This window comes from Pseudomonas sp. GR 6-02 (genome assembly GCF_001655615.1).
Lineage (GTDB): Bacteria > Pseudomonadota > Gammaproteobacteria > Pseudomonadales > Pseudomonadaceae > Aquipseudomonas.
Map to the genome: position 1 here is coordinate 5381099 of NZ_CP011567.1, position 17622 is coordinate 5398720.

14 protein-coding genes and 1 pseudogene are annotated in these 17622 nt (G+C 59.0%); 6 read left to right on the forward strand and 9 right to left on the reverse strand.

The window, feature by feature from the left end; genetic code table 11:
- The first annotated feature begins 80 nt into the window (after positions 1 to 80).
- The 3 genes from PGR6_RS23735 (at position 81) to PGR6_RS23745 (ending at position 3350) form a co-directional block, all read left to right on the forward strand.
- On the forward strand, positions 81 to 1457 hold the full coding sequence (locus tag PGR6_RS23735; RefSeq protein ID WP_018927149.1) for an L-serine ammonia-lyase: 1377 nt from the start codon (positions 81 to 83) through the stop codon (positions 1455 to 1457).
- A 63-nt stretch (positions 1458 to 1520) separates the two neighbouring features.
- Entirely contained in the window at positions 1521 to 2822 is a 1302-nt protein-coding gene (locus tag PGR6_RS23740; RefSeq protein ID WP_064620223.1) for a serine/threonine transporter, read from the forward strand.
- A 210-nt stretch (positions 2823 to 3032) separates the two neighbouring features.
- Entirely contained in the window at positions 3033 to 3350 is a 318-nt protein-coding gene (locus PGR6_RS23745; RefSeq protein WP_018927151.1) for a DUF3509 domain-containing protein, read from the forward strand.
- On the opposite strand, the gene PGR6_RS23750 is transcribed toward PGR6_RS23745, so the two are convergent.
- Complete coding sequence (locus tag PGR6_RS23750) at positions 3347 to 3847, reverse strand: phosphate-starvation-inducible protein PsiE (protein WP_018927152.1); 501 nt, start codon at positions 3845 to 3847, stop codon at positions 3347 to 3349. The two genes, PGR6_RS23745 and PGR6_RS23750, sit on opposite strands and share 4 nt — an antisense overlap.
- Before the next feature lie 316 nt (positions 3848 to 4163).
- Here PGR6_RS23750 and PGR6_RS23755 point away from each other — a divergent pair.
- Positions 4164 to 4403, forward strand: a pseudogene (locus PGR6_RS23755) (YebG family protein); the annotation flags it as partial.
- 173 nt (positions 4404 to 4576) lie between these two features.
- Here the strand turns inward: PGR6_RS23755 and PGR6_RS23760 are convergent.
- The 4 genes from PGR6_RS23760 to PGR6_RS23775 all read right to left on the reverse strand — a co-directional run bounded on the left by PGR6_RS23760 (position 4577) and on the right by PGR6_RS23775 (position 8936).
- Complete coding sequence (locus PGR6_RS23760; RefSeq protein WP_018927154.1) at positions 4577 to 5686, reverse strand: dihydrolipoamide acetyltransferase family protein; 1110 nt, start codon at positions 5684 to 5686, stop codon at positions 4577 to 4579.
- A gap of 40 nt (positions 5687 to 5726) precedes the next feature.
- Positions 5727 to 6713: an alpha-ketoacid dehydrogenase subunit beta gene (locus PGR6_RS23765; RefSeq protein WP_064620225.1), complete on the reverse strand. Its 987-nt coding sequence runs from the start codon at positions 6711 to 6713 to the stop codon at positions 5727 to 5729.
- Positions 6706 to 7800 (reverse strand): pyruvate dehydrogenase (acetyl-transferring) E1 component subunit alpha, encoded by a 1095-nt coding sequence (gene pdhA, locus PGR6_RS23770; protein WP_019647692.1) that lies wholly within the window; start codon positions 7798 to 7800, stop codon positions 6706 to 6708. Before pdhA ends, PGR6_RS23765 begins: the two co-directional genes overlap by 8 nt.
- A 116-nt stretch (positions 7801 to 7916) precedes the next feature.
- Positions 7917 to 8936 carry a Glu/Leu/Phe/Val dehydrogenase family protein gene (locus PGR6_RS23775; protein ID WP_018927157.1) on the reverse strand — a complete coding sequence of 340 codons (1020 nt, stop codon included), beginning with the start codon at positions 8934 to 8936 and terminating at the stop codon, positions 7917 to 7919.
- 183 nt (positions 8937 to 9119) lie between these two features.
- Here PGR6_RS23775 and PGR6_RS23780 point away from each other — a divergent pair, with 183 nt between their 5' ends.
- Positions 9120 to 9923 (forward strand): SirB1 family protein, encoded by an 804-nt coding sequence (locus PGR6_RS23780; RefSeq protein ID WP_064620227.1) that lies wholly within the window; start codon positions 9120 to 9122, stop codon positions 9921 to 9923.
- Between the two features lie 25 nt (positions 9924 to 9948).
- Here the strand turns inward: PGR6_RS23780 and maiA are convergent, their stop codons facing one another.
- Genes maiA through hmgA form a run of 3 tightly spaced genes read right to left on the reverse strand, consistent with a single transcriptional unit; the run spans position 9949 to position 13212 of the window.
- A complete protein-coding gene (gene maiA, locus PGR6_RS23785; protein WP_018927159.1) occupies positions 9949 to 10584 on the reverse strand; it encodes a maleylacetoacetate isomerase in 636 nt (211 codons plus the stop codon).
- Between the two features lie 12 nt (positions 10585 to 10596).
- Positions 10597 to 11904 (reverse strand): fumarylacetoacetase, encoded by a 1308-nt coding sequence (gene fahA, locus PGR6_RS23790; protein WP_064620230.1) that lies wholly within the window; start codon positions 11902 to 11904, stop codon positions 10597 to 10599.
- Between the two features lie 3 nt (positions 11905 to 11907).
- Positions 11908 to 13212, reverse strand: coding sequence for a homogentisate 1,2-dioxygenase (hmgA, locus tag PGR6_RS23795; protein ID WP_064620233.1), 1305 nt, complete (start codon positions 13210 to 13212; stop codon positions 11908 to 11910).
- A 118-nt stretch (positions 13213 to 13330) separates the two neighbouring features.
- Between hmgA and PGR6_RS23800 the strand changes: the two genes are divergently transcribed.
- The gene (locus PGR6_RS23800; RefSeq protein ID WP_064620237.1) at positions 13331 to 14113 is read left to right on the forward strand and encodes an IclR family transcriptional regulator; all 783 of its coding nucleotides are present in this window, start codon (positions 13331 to 13333) and stop codon (positions 14111 to 14113) included.
- Between the two features lie 52 nt (positions 14114 to 14165).
- Here the strand turns inward: PGR6_RS23800 and PGR6_RS23805 are convergent, their stop codons facing one another.
- Positions 14166 to 17609 carry a dermonecrotic toxin domain-containing protein gene (locus tag PGR6_RS23805; RefSeq protein WP_064620240.1) on the reverse strand — a complete coding sequence of 1148 codons (3444 nt, stop codon included), beginning with the start codon at positions 17607 to 17609 and terminating at the stop codon, positions 14166 to 14168.
- Positions 17610 to 17622 lie beyond the last annotated feature (13 nt).

A 17622-nucleotide genomic window follows, 5' to 3' on the forward strand; every position in this document is an offset into this window, starting at 1 on the left:
GGTAGGCAGTATCGCCGACATTGCGCTTGGCCTACAAAAATGGCGGCGATTTCTCTTCCATTGCTTGTATAGGCTTTAGCATGGCTATCAGTGTTTTCGATCTCTTCAAAGTCGGCATCGGTCCGTCCAGTTCCCACACCGTCGGCCCGATGCGCGCTGCAGCGACCTTTGCCCAAGCACTGATTGAGCAGAATTTGCTGGCCGCCGTCCGTCGGGTCGAAATCCGCCTTTACGGTTCGCTTTCAGCCACCGGCGTCGGCCATGCCACCGACCGCGCCTGTGTCATGGGCCTGATGGGCGAATGGCCGGATAGCATCGACCCGACCACCATCGATTCGCGTATCCAGCACCTGCGGGAAACCGGCAAGCTGTCCCTGGCCGGCAAAGCGACCATCGCCTTCAACTGGCAGCACGATCTCCTGCTGCTCGACGAGAGCCTGCCCTACCACCCTAACGCCATGTCCCTGACAGCCTTCGGCGAAACCGGTGAGCTGTTCGAGCAGACGTACTACTCGGTGGGCGGCGGTTTCATCATCGACGCGGCCGAAGCCGAGTCCGGCATTGCGCCGGCCAGCGACGTTGTGCTGCCGTACGATTTCTCCAGCGCCGCCGAATTGCTCAAGCTCTGCAAACAGCACGGTCTACGGGTGTCCGAATTGATGATGGCCAATGAATTGGCCTGGCGCAGCGAAGCCGAAGTCCGTCAGGGCCTGTTGCACATCTGGTCGGTAATGCGCGAGTGCGTCGAGCAAGGCTTGCGTCACGAAGGCATCCTTCCCGGCGGTCTGAATGTTCCCCGCCGCGCCGCGAAATTGCATCGCAGCCTGTTGGAAATCGGCAAACCGAACGTCATCAGCTCCACCCTGTCGGCCATGGAATGGGTGAACCTGTTCGCCCTCGCCGTGAACGAAGAAAACGCCGCGGGCGGACGGATGGTCACCGCGCCTACAAACGGGGCGGCGGGGATCATTCCGGCCGTGCTGCACTACTACATGAAATTCAACCCGGACGCGTCGGACGATGACGTCGTGGCGTTCTTTTTGGGCGCGGCTGCCGTAGGCATTCTTTGTAAGAAAAACGCCTCGATTTCTGGCGCCGAAGTCGGCTGCCAAGGCGAGGTCGGCTCCGCCTGTGCCATGGCCGCCGCCGGTTTGGCCGACGTGCTCGGCGCCACCCCGGAACAACTGGAAAACGCCGCTGAAATCGGCCTGGAACACAACCTCGGCCTGACCTGCGATCCGGTCGGTGGTCTGGTGCAAGTGCCGTGCATCGAGCGCAACGCGATTGCCGCGGTGAAGGCGATCAACGCCACGCAAATGGCCCTGCGCGGTGACGGCAAACACTTCATTTCCCTGGACCGGGTGATCCGCACCATGCGCGATACCGGCGCCGACATGCACGACAAATACAAAGAAACTTCACGGGGCGGCCTGGCGGTTAGCTGGGTGGAGTGCTGAGGAGCATTTCCTGACCGTTCGCAACACGTGAGCCCGAGTAATAATAATAACGAGGCGAAAACGATGACCGATGTACGTACACCTGCTGCCGATAATCCCGCTGTAGACCTCACACGCAATAACGAAATAACCCACAAAGGCTGGAGTAAACACGACACCACCTGGATGCTTGGCCTCTATGGCACAGCGATTGGCGCCGGCACGCTGTTTTTGCCGATCAACGCCGGCGTGGGTGGTTTCTGGCCGCTGCTGATCCTGGCAGTGCTGGCGTTTCCGATGACATTCTTTGCACACCGCGGTCTGACTCGTTTCGTGTTGTCCGGCCGTTCCGGGGACATCACTGAAGTGGTGGAAGAACACTTCGGCATCGGTGCCGGCAAGCTGATCACGCTGCTGTATTTCTTCGCGATTTTCCCGATTCTGCTGGTGTACAGCGTAGCGCTGACCAATACCCTGAGCAGCCTCATGGAGCACCAGTTGCACATGACGCCACCGCCTCGGGCGATCCTGTCACTGGGGTTGATTCTCGGCCTGATGGCCATCGTCCGTTGTGGTCAGGGCGTCATCGTCAAGTGCATGAGTGTGCTGGTTTACCCGTTCGTCGCGGCATTGCTGCTACTGGGCATCAGCCTGATCCCGAACTGGAACGGCGCGTTCTTCGCCACCGCCAGTGAAGGCATGCCGCTGCCGCTGTTCTTCAAGACCTTGTGGCTGGCGATCCCGGTGATGGTGTTCTCGTTCAACCATTCGCCGATCATTTCCGCTTTCGCCGTCGATCAGAAGCAGCATTACGGCAAGCAAGCCGAACGCAAAAGCAGCGGCATTCTGGCGATTGCTCACGCCATGATGGTCGTCACGGTGATGTTCTTTTGCTTCAGCTGCGTGCTGGCGTTGTCCCCGGCTGATTTGGCCGCGGCGAAGGCGCAGAACATTTCGATCCTGTCGTACCTGGCCAACCACTTCCAGACGCCGGTCATCGCTTACGCCGCGCCGCTGATTGCACTGGTGGCAATCACCAAATCCTTCCTGGGCCATTACATCGGCGCCAGCGAAGGCTTTCAGGGCCTGATCGTGAAAAGCCTGCGTGGCCGTGGTCGAGTCGCCTCCGCCGGCTGGCTGAACCGCCTCACAGCGCTGTTCATGATCCTCAGTTGCTGGGCCGTGGCGACCTTCAACCCGAGCATCCTGGGCATGATCGAAACCCTCGGCGGGCCGATCATCGCCTGCCTGTTGTTCCTGATGCCGATGTACGCCATCCGCCGCGTGCCGGCCTTGCGCCAGTACTCGGGCCAGGCCTCGAACGTGTTCGTGGTGTTGGTCGGTCTGATTGCACTGTCTGCGATCATCTATTCATTTATGCCCTGAAACGGGCAAGCAAAAAGAAGGCGGGCCAGAGTGCCCGCCGTTTTTTTGCCGTAAACATTGTCCGACAGTTTTTCCGGCATGCCCCTTGCTGTCTCCCTTGTGCGGCACGGAAGAAAGCGCATGAACATGGAAGGCCGGTGGTCTGGTATTGCGAACTAATCCCGATCACAGCCGTCAACAACTGCACGTTCAATCAGGCGGTGACGCATTATGGACAACCCTTTTCAGCTCATTACCGATGCTTTTGCAGCGGATTATCAAATCAACCTGAGCATCCAGGGCCTGGACGGCAGCATCATGCTGACCCTCTCCAACGCTGGCCGCGTGGTGGCTAAACGGATGATCAGCGCCGAACAACGCAATGACCCCAAGCGCCTCAAACGCCTGGTGCAAAGCATTCAATTCGGCATCGCCATCGAACAGGGTCAATGCGCCGTGGCCATCCTCGAAGCCATGACCGACGGCGACAACCGTAAGCTGCCGCCGCCACAGGCCAAAGCCCGGCCCCGACCTGAAATCGGGTATTAAAGCTCGCCCTTCTCCACTTCGGGATGTTCACCGGAACCCGCACCGATCTTGCGTTGCGGGTGTTCGATCTTCACCGAAGGAAATTGCGACGAGGCATAACGCACCACCAGAATCGAAAACGCCAGCAGCAGGATCCCGCCGCACAGGTAGATGATCCCCAGGTCCGGCGGATTGTGGTGCGAGACGTTGGAGATCAGCAGCCGTGTCAGCGCGGTGATCGCCACGTAGATCAGGAACCGCACCGGCATGTGATTGGTCTTGAAGTAAATCCCGACCATCGCCCCCAGTTCCAGGTAGATGAACAGCAACAGGATGTCATCGATCTTGATGTGCCCCTGTTCCAGCATCCCGATGAACTCCATGACCGCCGCCCAGGCAGTCACCGCACCGATGGCGAACAGCGCCAGGTAGTGGAAGGTCTCGACGAACAGGTTGCCCAGGGACTCGGCCAGTTGGTGCACGTTCTGCCGCAGGTTCTCGGCCCAGTTGATTTTCACGATGATTGTTCCTTAGCTCGGTTCGAGCGGATGATGCGGGTTGGACGTGACGGTTGTTCTGCATGCAGAAAAAAGGCCAGGGGTTGCCTGCCACATGATGGCGAGGTGCTTTAAAACACGCTCCGTGGCGTTTGGTCGCAGGTCAACACCAAACCTGTAGCCGCGAATGGAGCGCCACCGTTCACCTGACAAACCCCGAATCCGGTCTACATTAAAAAGCCACTACCCAAAGCTCAGGGATTCGCTTATCCTTTTCGCTGTATATAGATACAGTAGTCGCAAAGACAACTAAATGTGAAGGCATGTGAGGTGGTGAATGGCCGTCGAAGTGGTATACCGCAGCAGCCGAGATCTGGAGCGCTTGTTCATGGATAAAGCCGAAGCTGACCGTCATGACAAAATGCTCGAACTGGCCGAATTGCTGGCTGAAGTGTTGCAAAAAGCCGTTCCGTCCCTGACCGAGCAGCAAGTGGAAGAAGCCGGGATCTACATGGCGAAGAACCGCGACGTGTTCGCCAAGGCGTTCAAGAGCCAGCCGGACGCACTGTCCGAATTGCTCAACGTGCCGGCTGAAGTCGCTAAACCTGTTGAAGTGGCTGCACCTGTTGAAGTGGAGCAAGCTGAGCCGACCAAGCCAGCCAAAGCCGCCAAGACGCCGAAGTAAGCAATGCCCGAATTGAATAGGCCCTGAGTCCAATGGCTCAGGGCCTTTTTCATGCTCGCAGAAAATCAGGCGTCAGGCTGCTCCAGTGCGTCGACCAGCGCCTTGAAGAACCGCGCCGCCTCGCCGCCGGTGACCACGCGGTGATCGAAGGTCAGGGACAGCGGCAGGATCGGATGCACCGCCACCGCCCCCTCGACCGCCACCGGTTCATCGCGGATCGCCCCGGCGGCGAGGATCGCCACTTGCGGCGGCACCACCACCGGGTTGGCGTAGCGACCGAACAAGGTGCCGAAATTCGACAGAGTCAGGGTCGCACCCATCATTTCCTTGGGCGGAATCGAACGCGCCTGCACATCGGCGCGCAGGCGCATCACACCTTCTTTCAAATCCGCCGACGTGCGATTGCCGACATCGCGCAGCACCGGCACGAACAAACCGTCCGGTGTATCCACGGCAATGCCCAGGTCGAGCCGTTCGTGTTGTTTGAGCGACAGGGTTTTGCCATCGAAGCCGCTATTGAGCACTGGCTCCACCGCGCAGGCCGCCGCCATGGCTTTGGCCAGACGAATCAGTGGTTCTCGCGCCTGCCCCCAGCGATGCAGATCGGCATCGCCGAAAATCGTCACCGGCACCACTTCGGCATGGGACCTGGCCATGTTCAGCGCCATGCTGCGCCGCACACCGCGCAGCTTCTCACCGCCGAAACGCTCGCGTTCCGTCTGGGCCGCATTTTCCACATCGCTGCGGGTGATCTGACCGTCCTGGCCGGAGCCGACCAAGGCGCTCAGTTCAACGCCCAGTTGTCGCGCCAATTGACGCACTGCTGGCGTGGCGCGGTTCGCCAGGTATTCGCGGGTCGAAGGCGCGGTGCCGATAAAAAAGGCATCCTCCTGATTCGTGCCGCCGCCCTCAAGCCGTCCGACCACGGTGCCCGCATCCGCTTCGCCTTCGTAACCGAGCAACGGCTCCCCCACATGCAGGATGTCGCCCTCGCCGCCGAAGGTTTTCGCCACCACGCCGTCGTAAGGCGCGGGAATGTCCACCAGCGCCTTGGCGGTTTCCACCGACACCAGCAATTGGTCAGCCTTGACGGTATCGCCGACCTTGACGTGCCAGCGGACGATTTCCGCCTCCTGCAAGCCTTCGCCCAGATCCGGCAGTTTGAAATATTTCATCGCAATCTCCTCGGCCTCTGGCGTTTCTTCAAGGGCTTCTTCAGGCGTGGCGCAACACGGTGTCACAGGCGTGAAGAATGTCCTCGACGCCAGGCATGTACAGCGATTCCAGTCGATACAGCGGTGGCGGGATGTCCGGCGCGGTGACTCGCTGGATCGGTGCCTGCAACTGCAGAAACACCCGTTCGTAGAGACTGGCGGCGATTTCCGCGCCGACCCCGCAGGAGCGCGGCGCCTCATGCACGATCACGCAGCGACCGGTCTTGCGCACCGAGGCCTCCATCGTGTCGAGGTCCAACGGTTTGATGCTGGCGACATCGATCACTTCCGCCGAGATGCCCTGCTCGGCCAACGCCGTAGCGGCTTGCAGGGTTTCCATCACACTGGCGCCCCAACTGATCAAGGTGATGTCGCTGCCTTCGCGCAGGGTGAAACAGCTGTCCAGCGGCAGGCGTTTGCCGTCATCCAACAACGGTTGCGGGTTCATGCGATAGAGTCGGGTCGGTTCGAGAAAGATCACCGGGTCCGGGTCGTCGATGGCCGCGAGCAACAAACCATAGGCCCGGGCCGGCGAGGACGGGATCACCACCCGCAACCCCGGAATGTGCGCGAACAGTGCTTCGGTGCTTTCGCTGTGATGTTCCGGCGCACGAATCCCTGCGCCCATCGGCGAGCGCAGCACCATCGGGCAGGTGAGCCGCCCGCGCGTGCGGTTGCGCATGCGACTGGCGTGGGACACCAGGTGCTCCATGGTGGCGTAGATAAACCCCATGAACTGGATTTCCACCACCGGTTTCAAGCCTTGGGCCGCCATGCCCACTGCCAGCCCGCCGATCATGGTTTCGGCCAGCGGCGAATCGATTACCCGCTTGAAACCAAAGCTGTCGCGCAGGCCCAGCGTGGCGCGAAACACGCCACCGTTCACCCCGACGTCTTCACCGAGGATGATAACGTTCTCGTCCTCGCGCATGGCCCGATGCAACGCCAGATTCACCGCCTCCAGCAGCGTTACCTTGCCGTTACTCATGGCCCGAACCTCCCGTCCGGCGCGCCACTCGTTCGAGGAAGTCTTCACGCTGCTCGGCCAGGGCTTGTGGCCACTGGGCGTAGACATGATCGATCACTGATGCCGGCGCCTGCAGGCCCGCCGCTTCGAAGTTATCCACAGCAACCTGCACCAACCCCTGGCATTCGCTGATCAGCGCCTGCTCGCGACTTTCATCCCACACGCCCTGCCCGACCATGAAACGCTGCAGACGTTTGATCGGTTCTTCGAGCCAGGCTTGCTTGACTTCGTCCGCCGACCGGTAGCGTGTGGCATCGTCGGCCGTGGTGTGATCGCCGAGGCGATAACTCAGGCATTCGAGCAACACCGGGCCTTTGCCGTGGCGCGCCCGTTCGAGGGCCGCTTGCACGCGGTCATACACGGCGAGTATGTCGTTGCCGTCGACCTGCTCACCGTGGAACCCGGCGCCAATGGCTTTCTGCGCCAACGTGGGAGCGCCGCACTGAATTCGTCGCGGTACCGAAATCGCCCATTGGTTGTTGTTGACCATGAACACCACCGGCAACTGCCAGGCGCCAGCGACATTGAGGGCCTCGAGAAAATCACCTTTGCTGGTGCCGCCATCGCCGCAGGTGGTGACGGCAACCCGATGCTCGCCACGGATCTTGAATGCGCTGGCGACGCCGCAGGCATGCAGGGCCTGGGTGGCAATCGGCACACAGATCGGGAAATCCTGCGCCACCGCCGGGTCGACAAAGTCGCTGCCACGCTCATCGCCGCCCCAATACAACAGGATTTCTTCCATGCGCACGCCACGCATCAGTTGCACGGCGGTGTCGCGGTAATACGGGATCAGCACGTCTTCGGCGTGCATCAGGCTGCCGACCGCAACGCCAATGGCTTCCTGGCCCAGGGTCGGCGCGTAGGTACCGATGCGCCCGGTGCGTTGCAGGGCGACCGCTTTCTGGTCAAAAAGGCGGGTCAGGACCATCTGCCGATACAAGCGCGTCAACAGATTGAAGTCGTCGGCCCAGGGAGGGAGATCGCAGAGCACCTGGCCGTCAGGGGATAAAAAACGGGTGTAGGGCAGCTCAACCTTGTGAAGCATCACAGGGCTCCTGGCACGCGGGGTCGGCGTGCGATTGTCAGGCCCGACGTTTGTGGCGCAGGGCTTGGGGAGCAAGTTGGCCGGATAGGCACTCACTCCTTTATCGATTCAAACGTTTACCGGTACAGCACTTTCTCTGCCAACTCATCCGCTACCCTGGCCGGAGAACGTTTTTCCGCCTGGGCATGGGCAAAGACTTCGGTCAGCCGTGAACTGATTTTCGACAGGTGCGCGGTGATGGTCGTCAGCTCTTCCCCACGGTGTTTGAGCGACACGTAGATCAGCCCGCCGGCGTTGATCACGTAATCCGGCGCATACAGAATGCCCCGGCGTTCCAGCTGATCGGCGACTTCCAGATGGGTCAGTTGGTTGTTGGCCGAACCTGCGACCGCCGAGCAACGCAACTGCGTCACGCTGGTCCTGTTAAGCACACCGCCCAAGCCACAAGGCGCGAGAATGTCGCAAGGGGTGCTGAGCAGCGCTTCGTTGGCGATCGGATGAGCGCCCAACTGCTCCATGGCCAGTTGTACTTTGCCGTGATCGATGTCGCTGACCAGCAGCTCGGCGCCGGCAGCGTGCAGCTGCTCGGCCAGGGCATAACCAACATTGCCCAGGCCTTGAACGGCAATGCGCAGCCCTTCCAGATTATCGCTGCCCAAGCGGGCCATGGCGGTGCTGCGGATGCCGGCGAATACGCCCATGGCGGCATGCGGTGCTGGGTCCCCCGCAGCGGTGGTACTGGTGACGAATTGCGTATGTTGGGCGATGCAGTCCATGTCCGCCACCGAGGTGCCGGCGTCGATGGCGGTGATGTAGCGACCGTCGAGCTGATTGATCCAGCGCCCGAACGCTTCGAATACTGCGGCGCGGTTTTCCACATGGGCCGGGCGAATAATCACCGCAACGCCACCGCCCTGAGCCAGGCCAGCCAGGGCCGCCTTGTAACTCATGCCTTGGGCGAGGCGCACAGCATCCTCGATCGCGGATTCATCGCTGGGGTAGGCAAGGTAACGACACCCGCCCAAGGCAGGTCCCAGGCGGCTGTTATGGATGGCAATCACCGCCTTCAACCCGGTGACCGGATCGACGCTCAGGTGCAGCGATTCAAGGCGAGTGCTTTGCATGAGAGCGAACATCGTAGGGCTCCCGAATCACTTCTTGTAGTCGCCAGTATAGGCTTGCGCACAAAAATTGCAGAAGCGCACAGGAATAAGCAGCGCGGCTTTAAAGGTTTTCGGACATAACCTGTTACGGCCTGTGTTCAGCACTGGACGAAAGCCTGCGACGGGGCTAAAACGAGGCATTCCCCGGAGATTTTGATGACCCCGCGCCAACGCTTTTTCGACTGTCTGCAACGATCACCGCCCGCGCTGTTCGAGGCGGCGTTGTGGATCGCCGTCGAACACGATAAAGAGCTGAATCCCGAAACTGTGCTGGCGGACTTCAAGGACCTGCAACAGCGGGTCAGCTACGGATTGCCGATGCTGCCGGTAAATGAGTTGGCGCAACCGTTGTTGCGGCGCATGAATGACCTGGGGTTCGCCCAGGACGACTTCACGCCCTTGCGCCCGCAAGTGGCGTTGCTCCATAAAGTGCTGGAACGCCGGCGCGGCCAGCCATTGGCGCTGGGCCTGATTGCCCTGGAGCTGGCCAGAAGACTGGAAATCCCCATGGTCGGGGTCAACTTCCCCGGGCATTTCCTGCTGCGGGTGCAAGGCGCCGATCACCTGCTCGACCCGTGCGGCGGGCGCCGGCTGTACCCCAACGATTGCCGTGAACTGCTGCAACGCCAGTACGGCCCGAACATGCAGCTCAGCGCCGAGCATTTGCAGACCGCCGAACCTGCGCAGATGCTGCAACGGCTGTCACGCAACCTGCGCCAGTTGTACCTCACGAACGATGACTACATCGACGCCCTGATCGACGCCGAGCGCGTGCTGGAGCTGGGCAACGCCAACGCCTCCGACTACCTGGCCCGGGCCAGCCTCTATCAACGGCTGGACTGCCCGAATGCCGAGCGTTTTGACCTGGAACACGCGCTACTGCTCTGCGACGACCCGATCCAGCGGATTCGCCTGACCGAACGGTTGGGGCACTTGCCGCCCAACGCCATCGTCCACTGATCCCACAGGGGTCAATGTGAAGCCATCAAGGGGTATCGGGCTGATTCGCCGGATGCGCCTTGATGAACGCCGGATGTTGCGCCGCCAACGCTGCCACTCGACGAATACGCGGGTAGGCGTCCAGTGAAATATTGAAACGCTCGGCCGCATACAGCTGCGGGATCAGGTAAACGTCCGCCAGCCCCGGTTGATCGCCGAAGCAATAACCGGCGTCACCGATCAACTGCTCCACCGTCGCCAACCCTTGACTGATCCAGTGACCGATCCACTCGACCACTTGCGGCTCATCGTGCCCCAACTGCCGCAGCTTATTGAGCACGCTGACGTTGTGCAGTGGGTGAACGTCGCAGCCGATCACCGCCGCCACTCCACGCTCGTGGGCGCGGGCGGCGAGGTCTTTGGACAGCAGCGGCACCTGTGGATAACGTTCCTCCAGGTACTCGATGATCGCCGGTGACTGGATCAGCAATTCGCCTTCATCGGTGCGCAAGGCCGGCACCCGGCCTTGCGGGTTGATGCCCAGATACGCCGGCTGGCGATGTTCGCCCCCCTGCGGTGCGATCAGGTTGACCGGCAGTGCCTGGTAATCCAGCCCCTTCAACGCCAGCGCAATGCGTACCCGGAAAGACGAGGTCGAACGGTAATAGGTATAGAGTTCCATGGGCCGATCCTCTTAGCGCGCCGGCAGCACTTTGCCGCGGCACTCGCCGAAACCGATGGAAGCAAAACCCTCACGGCTGCAACGTCCCCGCAGGATGATTTCGTCGCCATCCTCGAGGAATTTACGCACCTCACCCGAGGCCAGTTCGATCGGCTTTTTACCGCCCTCGGTGATTTCCAGCAGGCTGCCGAACTGACCGCTTTCAGGGCCGGACAGCGTGCCCGAACCGAACAGGTCGCCGGCCTGCAACTGGCAACCGTTGACACTGTGGTGCGCCACCATCTGCGCAACGGTCCAGTACATGTGTTGGGTATTGCTGAGGGTCAGGCGATGGGCCGGCAGATTCTGTTCGCGCATCGATTCGGTCAGCAGCAGCACTTCGAGTTCGATGTCGAAGGCACCGGCCGCCTGATCACGTTTGTCGAACAGGTAAGGCAGCGGCTGCGGGTCGCCTTCCGGGCGCGCCGGCTGCGCACGACGGAACGGTTCCAGCGCTTCGGCCGTCACCACCCACGGCGAAATGCTGGTGATGAAACTCTTGGACAGGAACGGCCCCAGCGGCTGGTATTCCCAGGCCTGGATATCCCGCGCCGACCAGTCGTTGAGCAGGCAGAAACCGGCGATGTGATCGGCGGCGTCACCGATGGCGATCGAGTCGCCCATGGCATTGCCCGGGCCAATCCAGATGCCCAGCTCCAGTTCGTAATCCAGGCGTGCGCACGGGCCAAACGTCGGCTCGGTCTGACCGGCCGGCAGGGTCTGGCCTTTCGGACGCCGCACGTCGGCGCCGGACGGACGAATGGTCGAGGCGCGGCCGTGGTAACCGATCGGCACGTACTTGTAGTTCGGCAGCAACGGGTTATCCGGGCGGAACAGTTTGCCGACATTCTGTGCGTGCTCGATGCCAACGTAGAAGTCGGTGTAGTCGTTGATCTTCGCCGGCAGGTGCATCTGGCAATCCGCCGCCAGCGGCAGCAGTTTTGCGCCTTGGGCTTCGATCTTGCCGTGCAGGGTGCTGCCTTCCTTGAACAACTCGATCAAGCGTTCACGCAGGGCGACGCGAGCCTCGCGACCCAGCTCGAAAAATGCATTCAACTGGCCGCCACGGGTGGCTTCGACGGCGGTCCGCGCGGCACCGTCGTCGAACAGCCCGGCATCGAGTGCCGCTCCCAGATCAAAGATATGGTCGCCGATCGCCACGCCACTGCGCGGCGCTCCGCCCTTCACGCTGAACACACCCAACGGCAGGTTTTGCAGCGGGAAATCCGCGTGGCCGTTGGCGGAGGCAACCCAGCTACGAGTGATGGAAGTCTGAGTCATGGGTTATCTCCGGGTCGGGTCGAAAGTGGCGGGCAACGAGGCCCAGCAGGCGTCGTAATCGTTTTGCAGCTGTGGGCAATCCAGGGCGAACCGGCTCGGGCGCAGCACCTGGCTGGTCTCGAACATGAAAGCCATGGTGTTGTCGATTTTAGCCGGCGCCAGTTCAGCGTTGATCGCCTTGGTGCAGGTCTCGCCATCGGGGCCGTGAGCACTCATGCAGCTGTGCAATGAGGCGCCGCCCGGCACGAAACCTTCGGCTTTGGCATCGTACTCGCCCTTGATCAGGCCCATGTATTCGTTCATCAGGTTGCGGTGGAACCACGGCGGACGGAAGGTTTTCTCGGCCACCATCCAGCGTGGCGGGAAGATCACGAAGTCGAGGTTGGCCAGACCGTGCACGCTGGTCGGCGAGGTCAGGACGGTGAAAATCGACGGATCCGGGTGATCGAAACTCACCGTGCCAATGGTGTTGAAGCGACGCAGATCATATTTGTACGGCACGTTATTGCCGTGCCAGGCGACCACGTTCAGCGGCGAATGATCGAGCTCGCAGCCCCACAACTGGCCGAGGAATTTCTGCACCAGGGTAGTCGGTTGCTTGAGGTTTTCGTAATGCGCCACCGGGGTCAGGAAGTCGCGGGGGTTGGCCAGGCCGTTGCTGCCGATCGGCCCCAGGTCCGGCAGGCGCAGTGGCGCGCCGTGGTTTTCGGCCACGTAGCCCCGCGCTTGCGGATCGAGCAGTTCGATGCGGAATTTCAGCCCGCGAGGCAACACGGCGATTTCCAGCGGCTCCAGTTCCAGCACGCCCAGTTCGGTGGCGATGCGCAGGCGGCCCAGTTCCGGTACCAACAGCAGTTCGCCGTCGGCGTTGAAGAACACCCGCTCCATGGAACGGTTGGCGCGGTAGTTGTAGATGCTGATCCCGGCCGGTTTATCCGCGCCCGAATTGGCGGCCATGCTCACCAGCCCGTCGATGAAATCGGTGGGCTCGGTCGGAATGTCCAAGGGGTTCCAGCGCAGGCGATTGGGGGTCACTTCACCCAACGGACCACCGGCCAGTTGCCGATCCAGTTTGACGAATGCCGGGTGATTGGCCGACGGCTGAATGCGGTACATCCAGGTCCGGCGTGCTTCGCTGCGGGCCATGGTGAACGCAGTGCCGGAGAACAGCTCGGTGTACAGGCCGTAAGGGGCTTTTTGCGGGGAGTTCTGGCCGATGGGCAGTGCGCCGGGCAACGCTTCGCTGCTGAATTCGTTGCCAAAGCCTGACTGATAAGCCAGCGCTGGCGCCGTTGAATCGAGGTTCATGGAGCCTCCTGAACGGGAAGTTATTTTTATCGTAATTCAATTACGCATAACGTAATTTGATTGGTATTGACCGTCAAGCTATAAAGACGCCCATTCGTCCCGGGATCACACCGCCTCCATGACCAGCGAAAGCAACGGTAAACAGAAAGTCCGCTCGGCCGAAGTCGGCACCGACATCCTCAAGGCCCTCGCCGAGCTGTCGCCCTCGACCTCGCTGTCGCGTCTGGCCGAACACGTGCAGATGCCGGCGAGCAAGGTTCACCGTTATCTACAAGCGCTGATCGCCAGCGGTTTTGCCGAGCAGAACCCCGCCACCAACCATTACGGCCTGGGCCGTGAAGCGCTGCGAGTCGGCCTGGCTGCCCTGAACAGTATGGACGTGCTGAAAGTCGCCGCTCTGCCTCTGGCCGAGTTGCGTGATGACTTGAATGAAACCTGTTTTTTAGCGGTGTGGGGCAATCAGGGCGCGACGGTGGTGCACATCGAGCCGGCGGTGCGAGCGGTGACGGTGGTCACGCAATTGGGCTCGGTATTGCCGTTACTCAGTTCATCCACTGGCCTGGTATTTGGCGCTTACCTACCAAAGCGGGAAACCGTGGACTTGCGCGATCAGGAACTTCACAACACCACTGACCACATCTTGGCGGACGATCAGACCTATGCAGCCTTATGCGAACAGATCCGCGAACGCGGCCTGCATCATGTGCATGGGTTGCTGATGCCGGGAGTGGATGCGTTGTCGGCACCGGTGTTCAACGCTGTCGGCCAGGTGGCGGCGGTGATGACCATCGTCGGCCCGACCTCGTTGTTCCATGCCGACGAAAACGGCCCGGCGGCGCAGCGATTGCTGGCAGCGACGCGGGCCGTGAGTTGGCGGATGGGTTACCAGGTTGAAACGTGACGTAATAAAGCGGAATTATCACCGCCCGCTATTAATCCACTCTTCTCCCTGCTCAGCGAACAGAGGTTGTTACCGAACCGGTTGTATTCGCGAGAGACCGACCCGCCACATAGGTCAGATAATTTACGCCGACCTCAACACCGGTAACGGTTGAAACGATTCCGGCAAAATCGTTGATTCTGGAAAGGAGACTCAGGCCGGCATTTGCACCGCCAATGCCCGCAACGGTACCCACATAGAGAGAAATCAACCCGACCCATGCAGCTGAAAAATGCCCGTTTGCCTGTTTTTCATACCCGTTGTGGTGAGCGATTACCCCTAGCACAATTGATCGCGTTGCCTTCAATAACGTGGCTGCGACCCCGACCGGTGGAATGAAGAGCGAAACAATGTCCACCGCAAATTCGGCAACAATTAGCGTGTCGCGCCAGAATGCTTCGGAAAGACTGGTCGTCTGGTCATCCGTCTCGGCGATGAAAAGCTCGATCATCGGCGCGTAGTCATCCGATAAGCGGATAGGCCGTCCGGGTGTTAGCGTGAAATCATGGTATCCTTTCAGAACCTCGAACAAATAAGCGCGCACAACCTCTTGATCTCTACTTCGGACACTTTTAACAATATCCCATCGCGCGTGCATCTTCAGTTCCGCGGCATAGGATTCCAGTGAAACAAAGTTCTTGCCATCGTAAGCCGCTGGCAGATAAATAATCTTTTCAGTTGTGCCTTTGCGAGCAAAGACGTACCCACCTTCAACGCGCTTGCCGTTGACGACAAACCTGTAGACTTCGCCATTGGCAGTATTTGCAGTAATGTGCAACTCTTCGAGCACCGCATTCAGCCAGGTATATTGCTCCACGCTCAAATTGCCTTGCATTCTCTGAGTCAGAGCATCGAACTGGAGTTTGTTTTGCTTGAGCTTGCCATACACCTCAGGTCTTGTTGACAGATCTCCGACCCCGGGATTGAGGAAAGTGCGCTTCAAATAATCGATGTATTGATCCCCTGGCAACACTCCAATCAAGTCGTTGATCACTGTTGCACTCAGCCTTCCCACCGAGGTGCCGTCTCTTGACCTGAACGTAGCCGTTCTCAATTGATCACGAACATTGACCAGACTTTTGACCACCGTGTCAAACCACGCAAGAGCCTTTACAAAAGAACTGGTGTCGCTGCGCCAGATTTCCCAATTAATAAACAGTTGAGTCAGGGTCATTGGCTGATGACCTGCAATTGTGATCTCAACCTGGTCCGGATCGATTTCCGGGTGTGGCCCCGAGCGGCGTAAATAGTCATTGACTTGCTTTTTCACCAATTCCCGAGCAAACACCTGAAACGGCTGTACATTCACCTTATCTTTCGCCAGTTCATAAATGGCGCTTTGTTCAGTAGTCAGTCGAGCCAGGCATTGCCGTTCAGACAGCTTCGCTTGCCTGAACCAACCAGGCGTAACAAATTCGACCTCGTACTGCGCCCATGCCAGTAACTGCCTGACACTGTCTTCGAAGCGTCTTTGGGGAAGAGACAGCCATGTAACGGTATTGATTCTTGACCCTTGACCAGCTATGGCCGCTGCTCCAGATTTATCTATTTCGTCAACCAGCTTGCTGCGATCCTTCAAATGGCATTGATCGATCAAGTAATCCTTACCGCCCGGAACAAGCACCCATTTCGCAACGTGCTCCTTGAGCAACCAAACATTATCGAACTCAAACCAGTCTTTACCTCCCGGCGCGCCTGGCGCATATAACACACAAGGAACAAGCGCACCATTGCTTTTAGACGTATAAACGGTGAGTTCCTTGAATGCCTGATAATCATCACGAAAAGAAAGACCATGAGTGGTCAATGATGTATCGCCGAGATTGCAACGTTTCACCATATCCAGACTTTGCACCTTCAAATGACCTTGCAGCCCGGCGGCGAATACCGACAAGGCCGTCACTCTTGCCAGGTTTTCATGGATAGCGTCTTGTACTTCTGGCTCTTTATAGGCAGCGTTCCGCAGCGCTGCGTACTTCATCCGCACATCGAGCGTTTCGATGGCCGACTCGATGAATGAAGGGGTCAAATCCCGCGCATGTTCGCCGTTGATCTTGAGCTGATAGCGGGCGGCTTTATCATGCAAACCGTACATAAAAAGTTCGGTTAACGTTTTCGTTTCTTGATGCCTGATTTCCTTCACGCCCATACGGAAATTGTAGTTCAAGGTCACGAGGACAAAATCAGGATCGACATGCAGTGCAGCACGCCGAAAAATAAAGTCTTGAACACTGTTTCGTGTATAGGCTTTCAGCGACGCGACATGACCCACTCGTTGATGCAGATCTACTTCACTTTGAAGCAGGGTGCGCTCCAGATCGACATAAATCTTCTGGTCCCTTTCGCTACTGCGCTTCAACCATTCAGGCCACGCATTTTTACTGATCAACTTGATCAGCGCGGCGGTGCGATGTTTCGCATTTTCAAGCAGCTCCTTCAAGGGCAGGAGGGCGTTAACTTCTCGGATCACATTCTCCTTGTCCGTGCGCGAGCCACTCAACCCCTTGAGTTGACGACTGATGTCAGCACGTTGCTTTGCCAACAGCGCGTCTGTGCCAACACCGAATACATCCGTATCAATTCGTGGATAACGAATCTCTGGATCAGCCTCGACCTTCTGCGCGTCTTCAACTGCCAAGTCCTTCAGCAATTCGCCACGACTCGCTGGCGTACTCAGGCGTTTCCGGACTTCTTGATGCAGCGCTGCCGACGTAGCGAACTTTTCCACCCCTGCGTTCGCCGTATATAAAATCATGGCACTGTCCGCCGCAGGAACAATCGCCCCTGACGACTGACCATCCAGACGCATGACAAAAGCCGAAGCCAATGTTTTGAAGACGCCATCGTGCAGTTGGACAGCAACGCCATAAAATGCGCTGGGAACCAGAGGACCGGTCAACGCGAAAATCTTTTTTTCGTCTTCCGGTGTGACACCGCCCTCTTGCGTTACGCTATTCAATTCCTGCCAGAAGAGTTTGACTGCATAACTTCGCAGAAGGCCTTTACGCATCACGTTGTTGCCCATATTACGTGCCCAGTACTGATCCAGCGCCACGACAAACTTTGCAGGCAACGTCCGGAGCAATTCGGCGATAAATTGACTCACTGTCCCAATATCCAGATCAGCGTGTCGGGCGCTTTCGTCCGTATCGTTCAGCCAATCGTACACACCATATTGGTCTGGATTATAATTCGGTGCACTTCCGCGCAGCAGACACTCCATCAATACATTATTCAGTGAGCCTGTCGGCTCTTGGGCAGTCGCAGCACCGCGATAATTGATAAACACCCTGGAAACATAGAGTTCCGGCACCAACCGCCACATGTCCTCCGCCAGACAATCTTGTAGCAAAGACGCAAATGACGGGATGAGGCTCAATTGCTCGGACAATTGTTCAACGGCCTCGTTTACGCCGATAAATTTATTTGAAACCGATTCGAGTTTATTACTTTCCATAAATACACAATCC

Bases quoted from the DNA above. Each gene is read 5' to 3' on its own strand.
- PGR6_RS23735 (WP_018927149.1), top strand. From the start codon at position 81: ATGGCTATCAGTGTTTTCGATCTCTTCAAAGTCGGCATCGGTCCGTCC.
- PGR6_RS23740 (WP_064620223.1), top strand. From the start codon at position 1,521: ATGACCGATGTACGTACACCTGCTGCCGATAATCCCGCTGTAGACCTC.
- PGR6_RS23745 (WP_018927151.1), top strand. From the start codon at position 3,033: ATGGACAACCCTTTTCAGCTCATTACCGATGCTTTTGCAGCGGATTAT.
- PGR6_RS23760 (WP_018927154.1), bottom strand. From the start codon at position 5,686: ATGAAATATTTCAAACTGCCGGATCTGGGCGAAGGCTTGCAGGAGGCG.
- PGR6_RS23765 (WP_064620225.1), bottom strand. From the start codon at position 6,713: ATGAGTAACGGCAAGGTAACGCTGCTGGAGGCGGTGAATCTGGCGTTG.
- pdhA (WP_019647692.1), bottom strand. From the start codon at position 7,800: ATGCTTCACAAGGTTGAGCTGCCCTACACCCGTTTTTTATCCCCTGAC.
- PGR6_RS23775 (WP_018927157.1), bottom strand. From the start codon at position 8,936: ATGTTCGCTCTCATGCAAAGCACTCGCCTTGAATCGCTGCACCTGAGC.
- PGR6_RS23780 (WP_064620227.1), top strand. From the start codon at position 9,120: ATGACCCCGCGCCAACGCTTTTTCGACTGTCTGCAACGATCACCGCCC.
- maiA (WP_018927159.1), bottom strand. From the start codon at position 10,584: ATGGAACTCTATACCTATTACCGTTCGACCTCGTCTTTCCGGGTACGC.
- fahA (WP_064620230.1), bottom strand. From the start codon at position 11,904: ATGACTCAGACTTCCATCACTCGTAGCTGGGTTGCCTCCGCCAACGGC.
- hmgA (WP_064620233.1), bottom strand. From the start codon at position 13,212: ATGAACCTCGATTCAACGGCGCCAGCGCTGGCTTATCAGTCAGGCTTT.
- PGR6_RS23800 (WP_064620237.1), top strand. From the start codon at position 13,331: ATGACCAGCGAAAGCAACGGTAAACAGAAAGTCCGCTCGGCCGAAGTC.
- PGR6_RS23805 (WP_064620240.1), bottom strand. From the start codon at position 17,609: ATGGAAAGTAATAAACTCGAATCGGTTTCAAATAAATTTATCGGCGTA.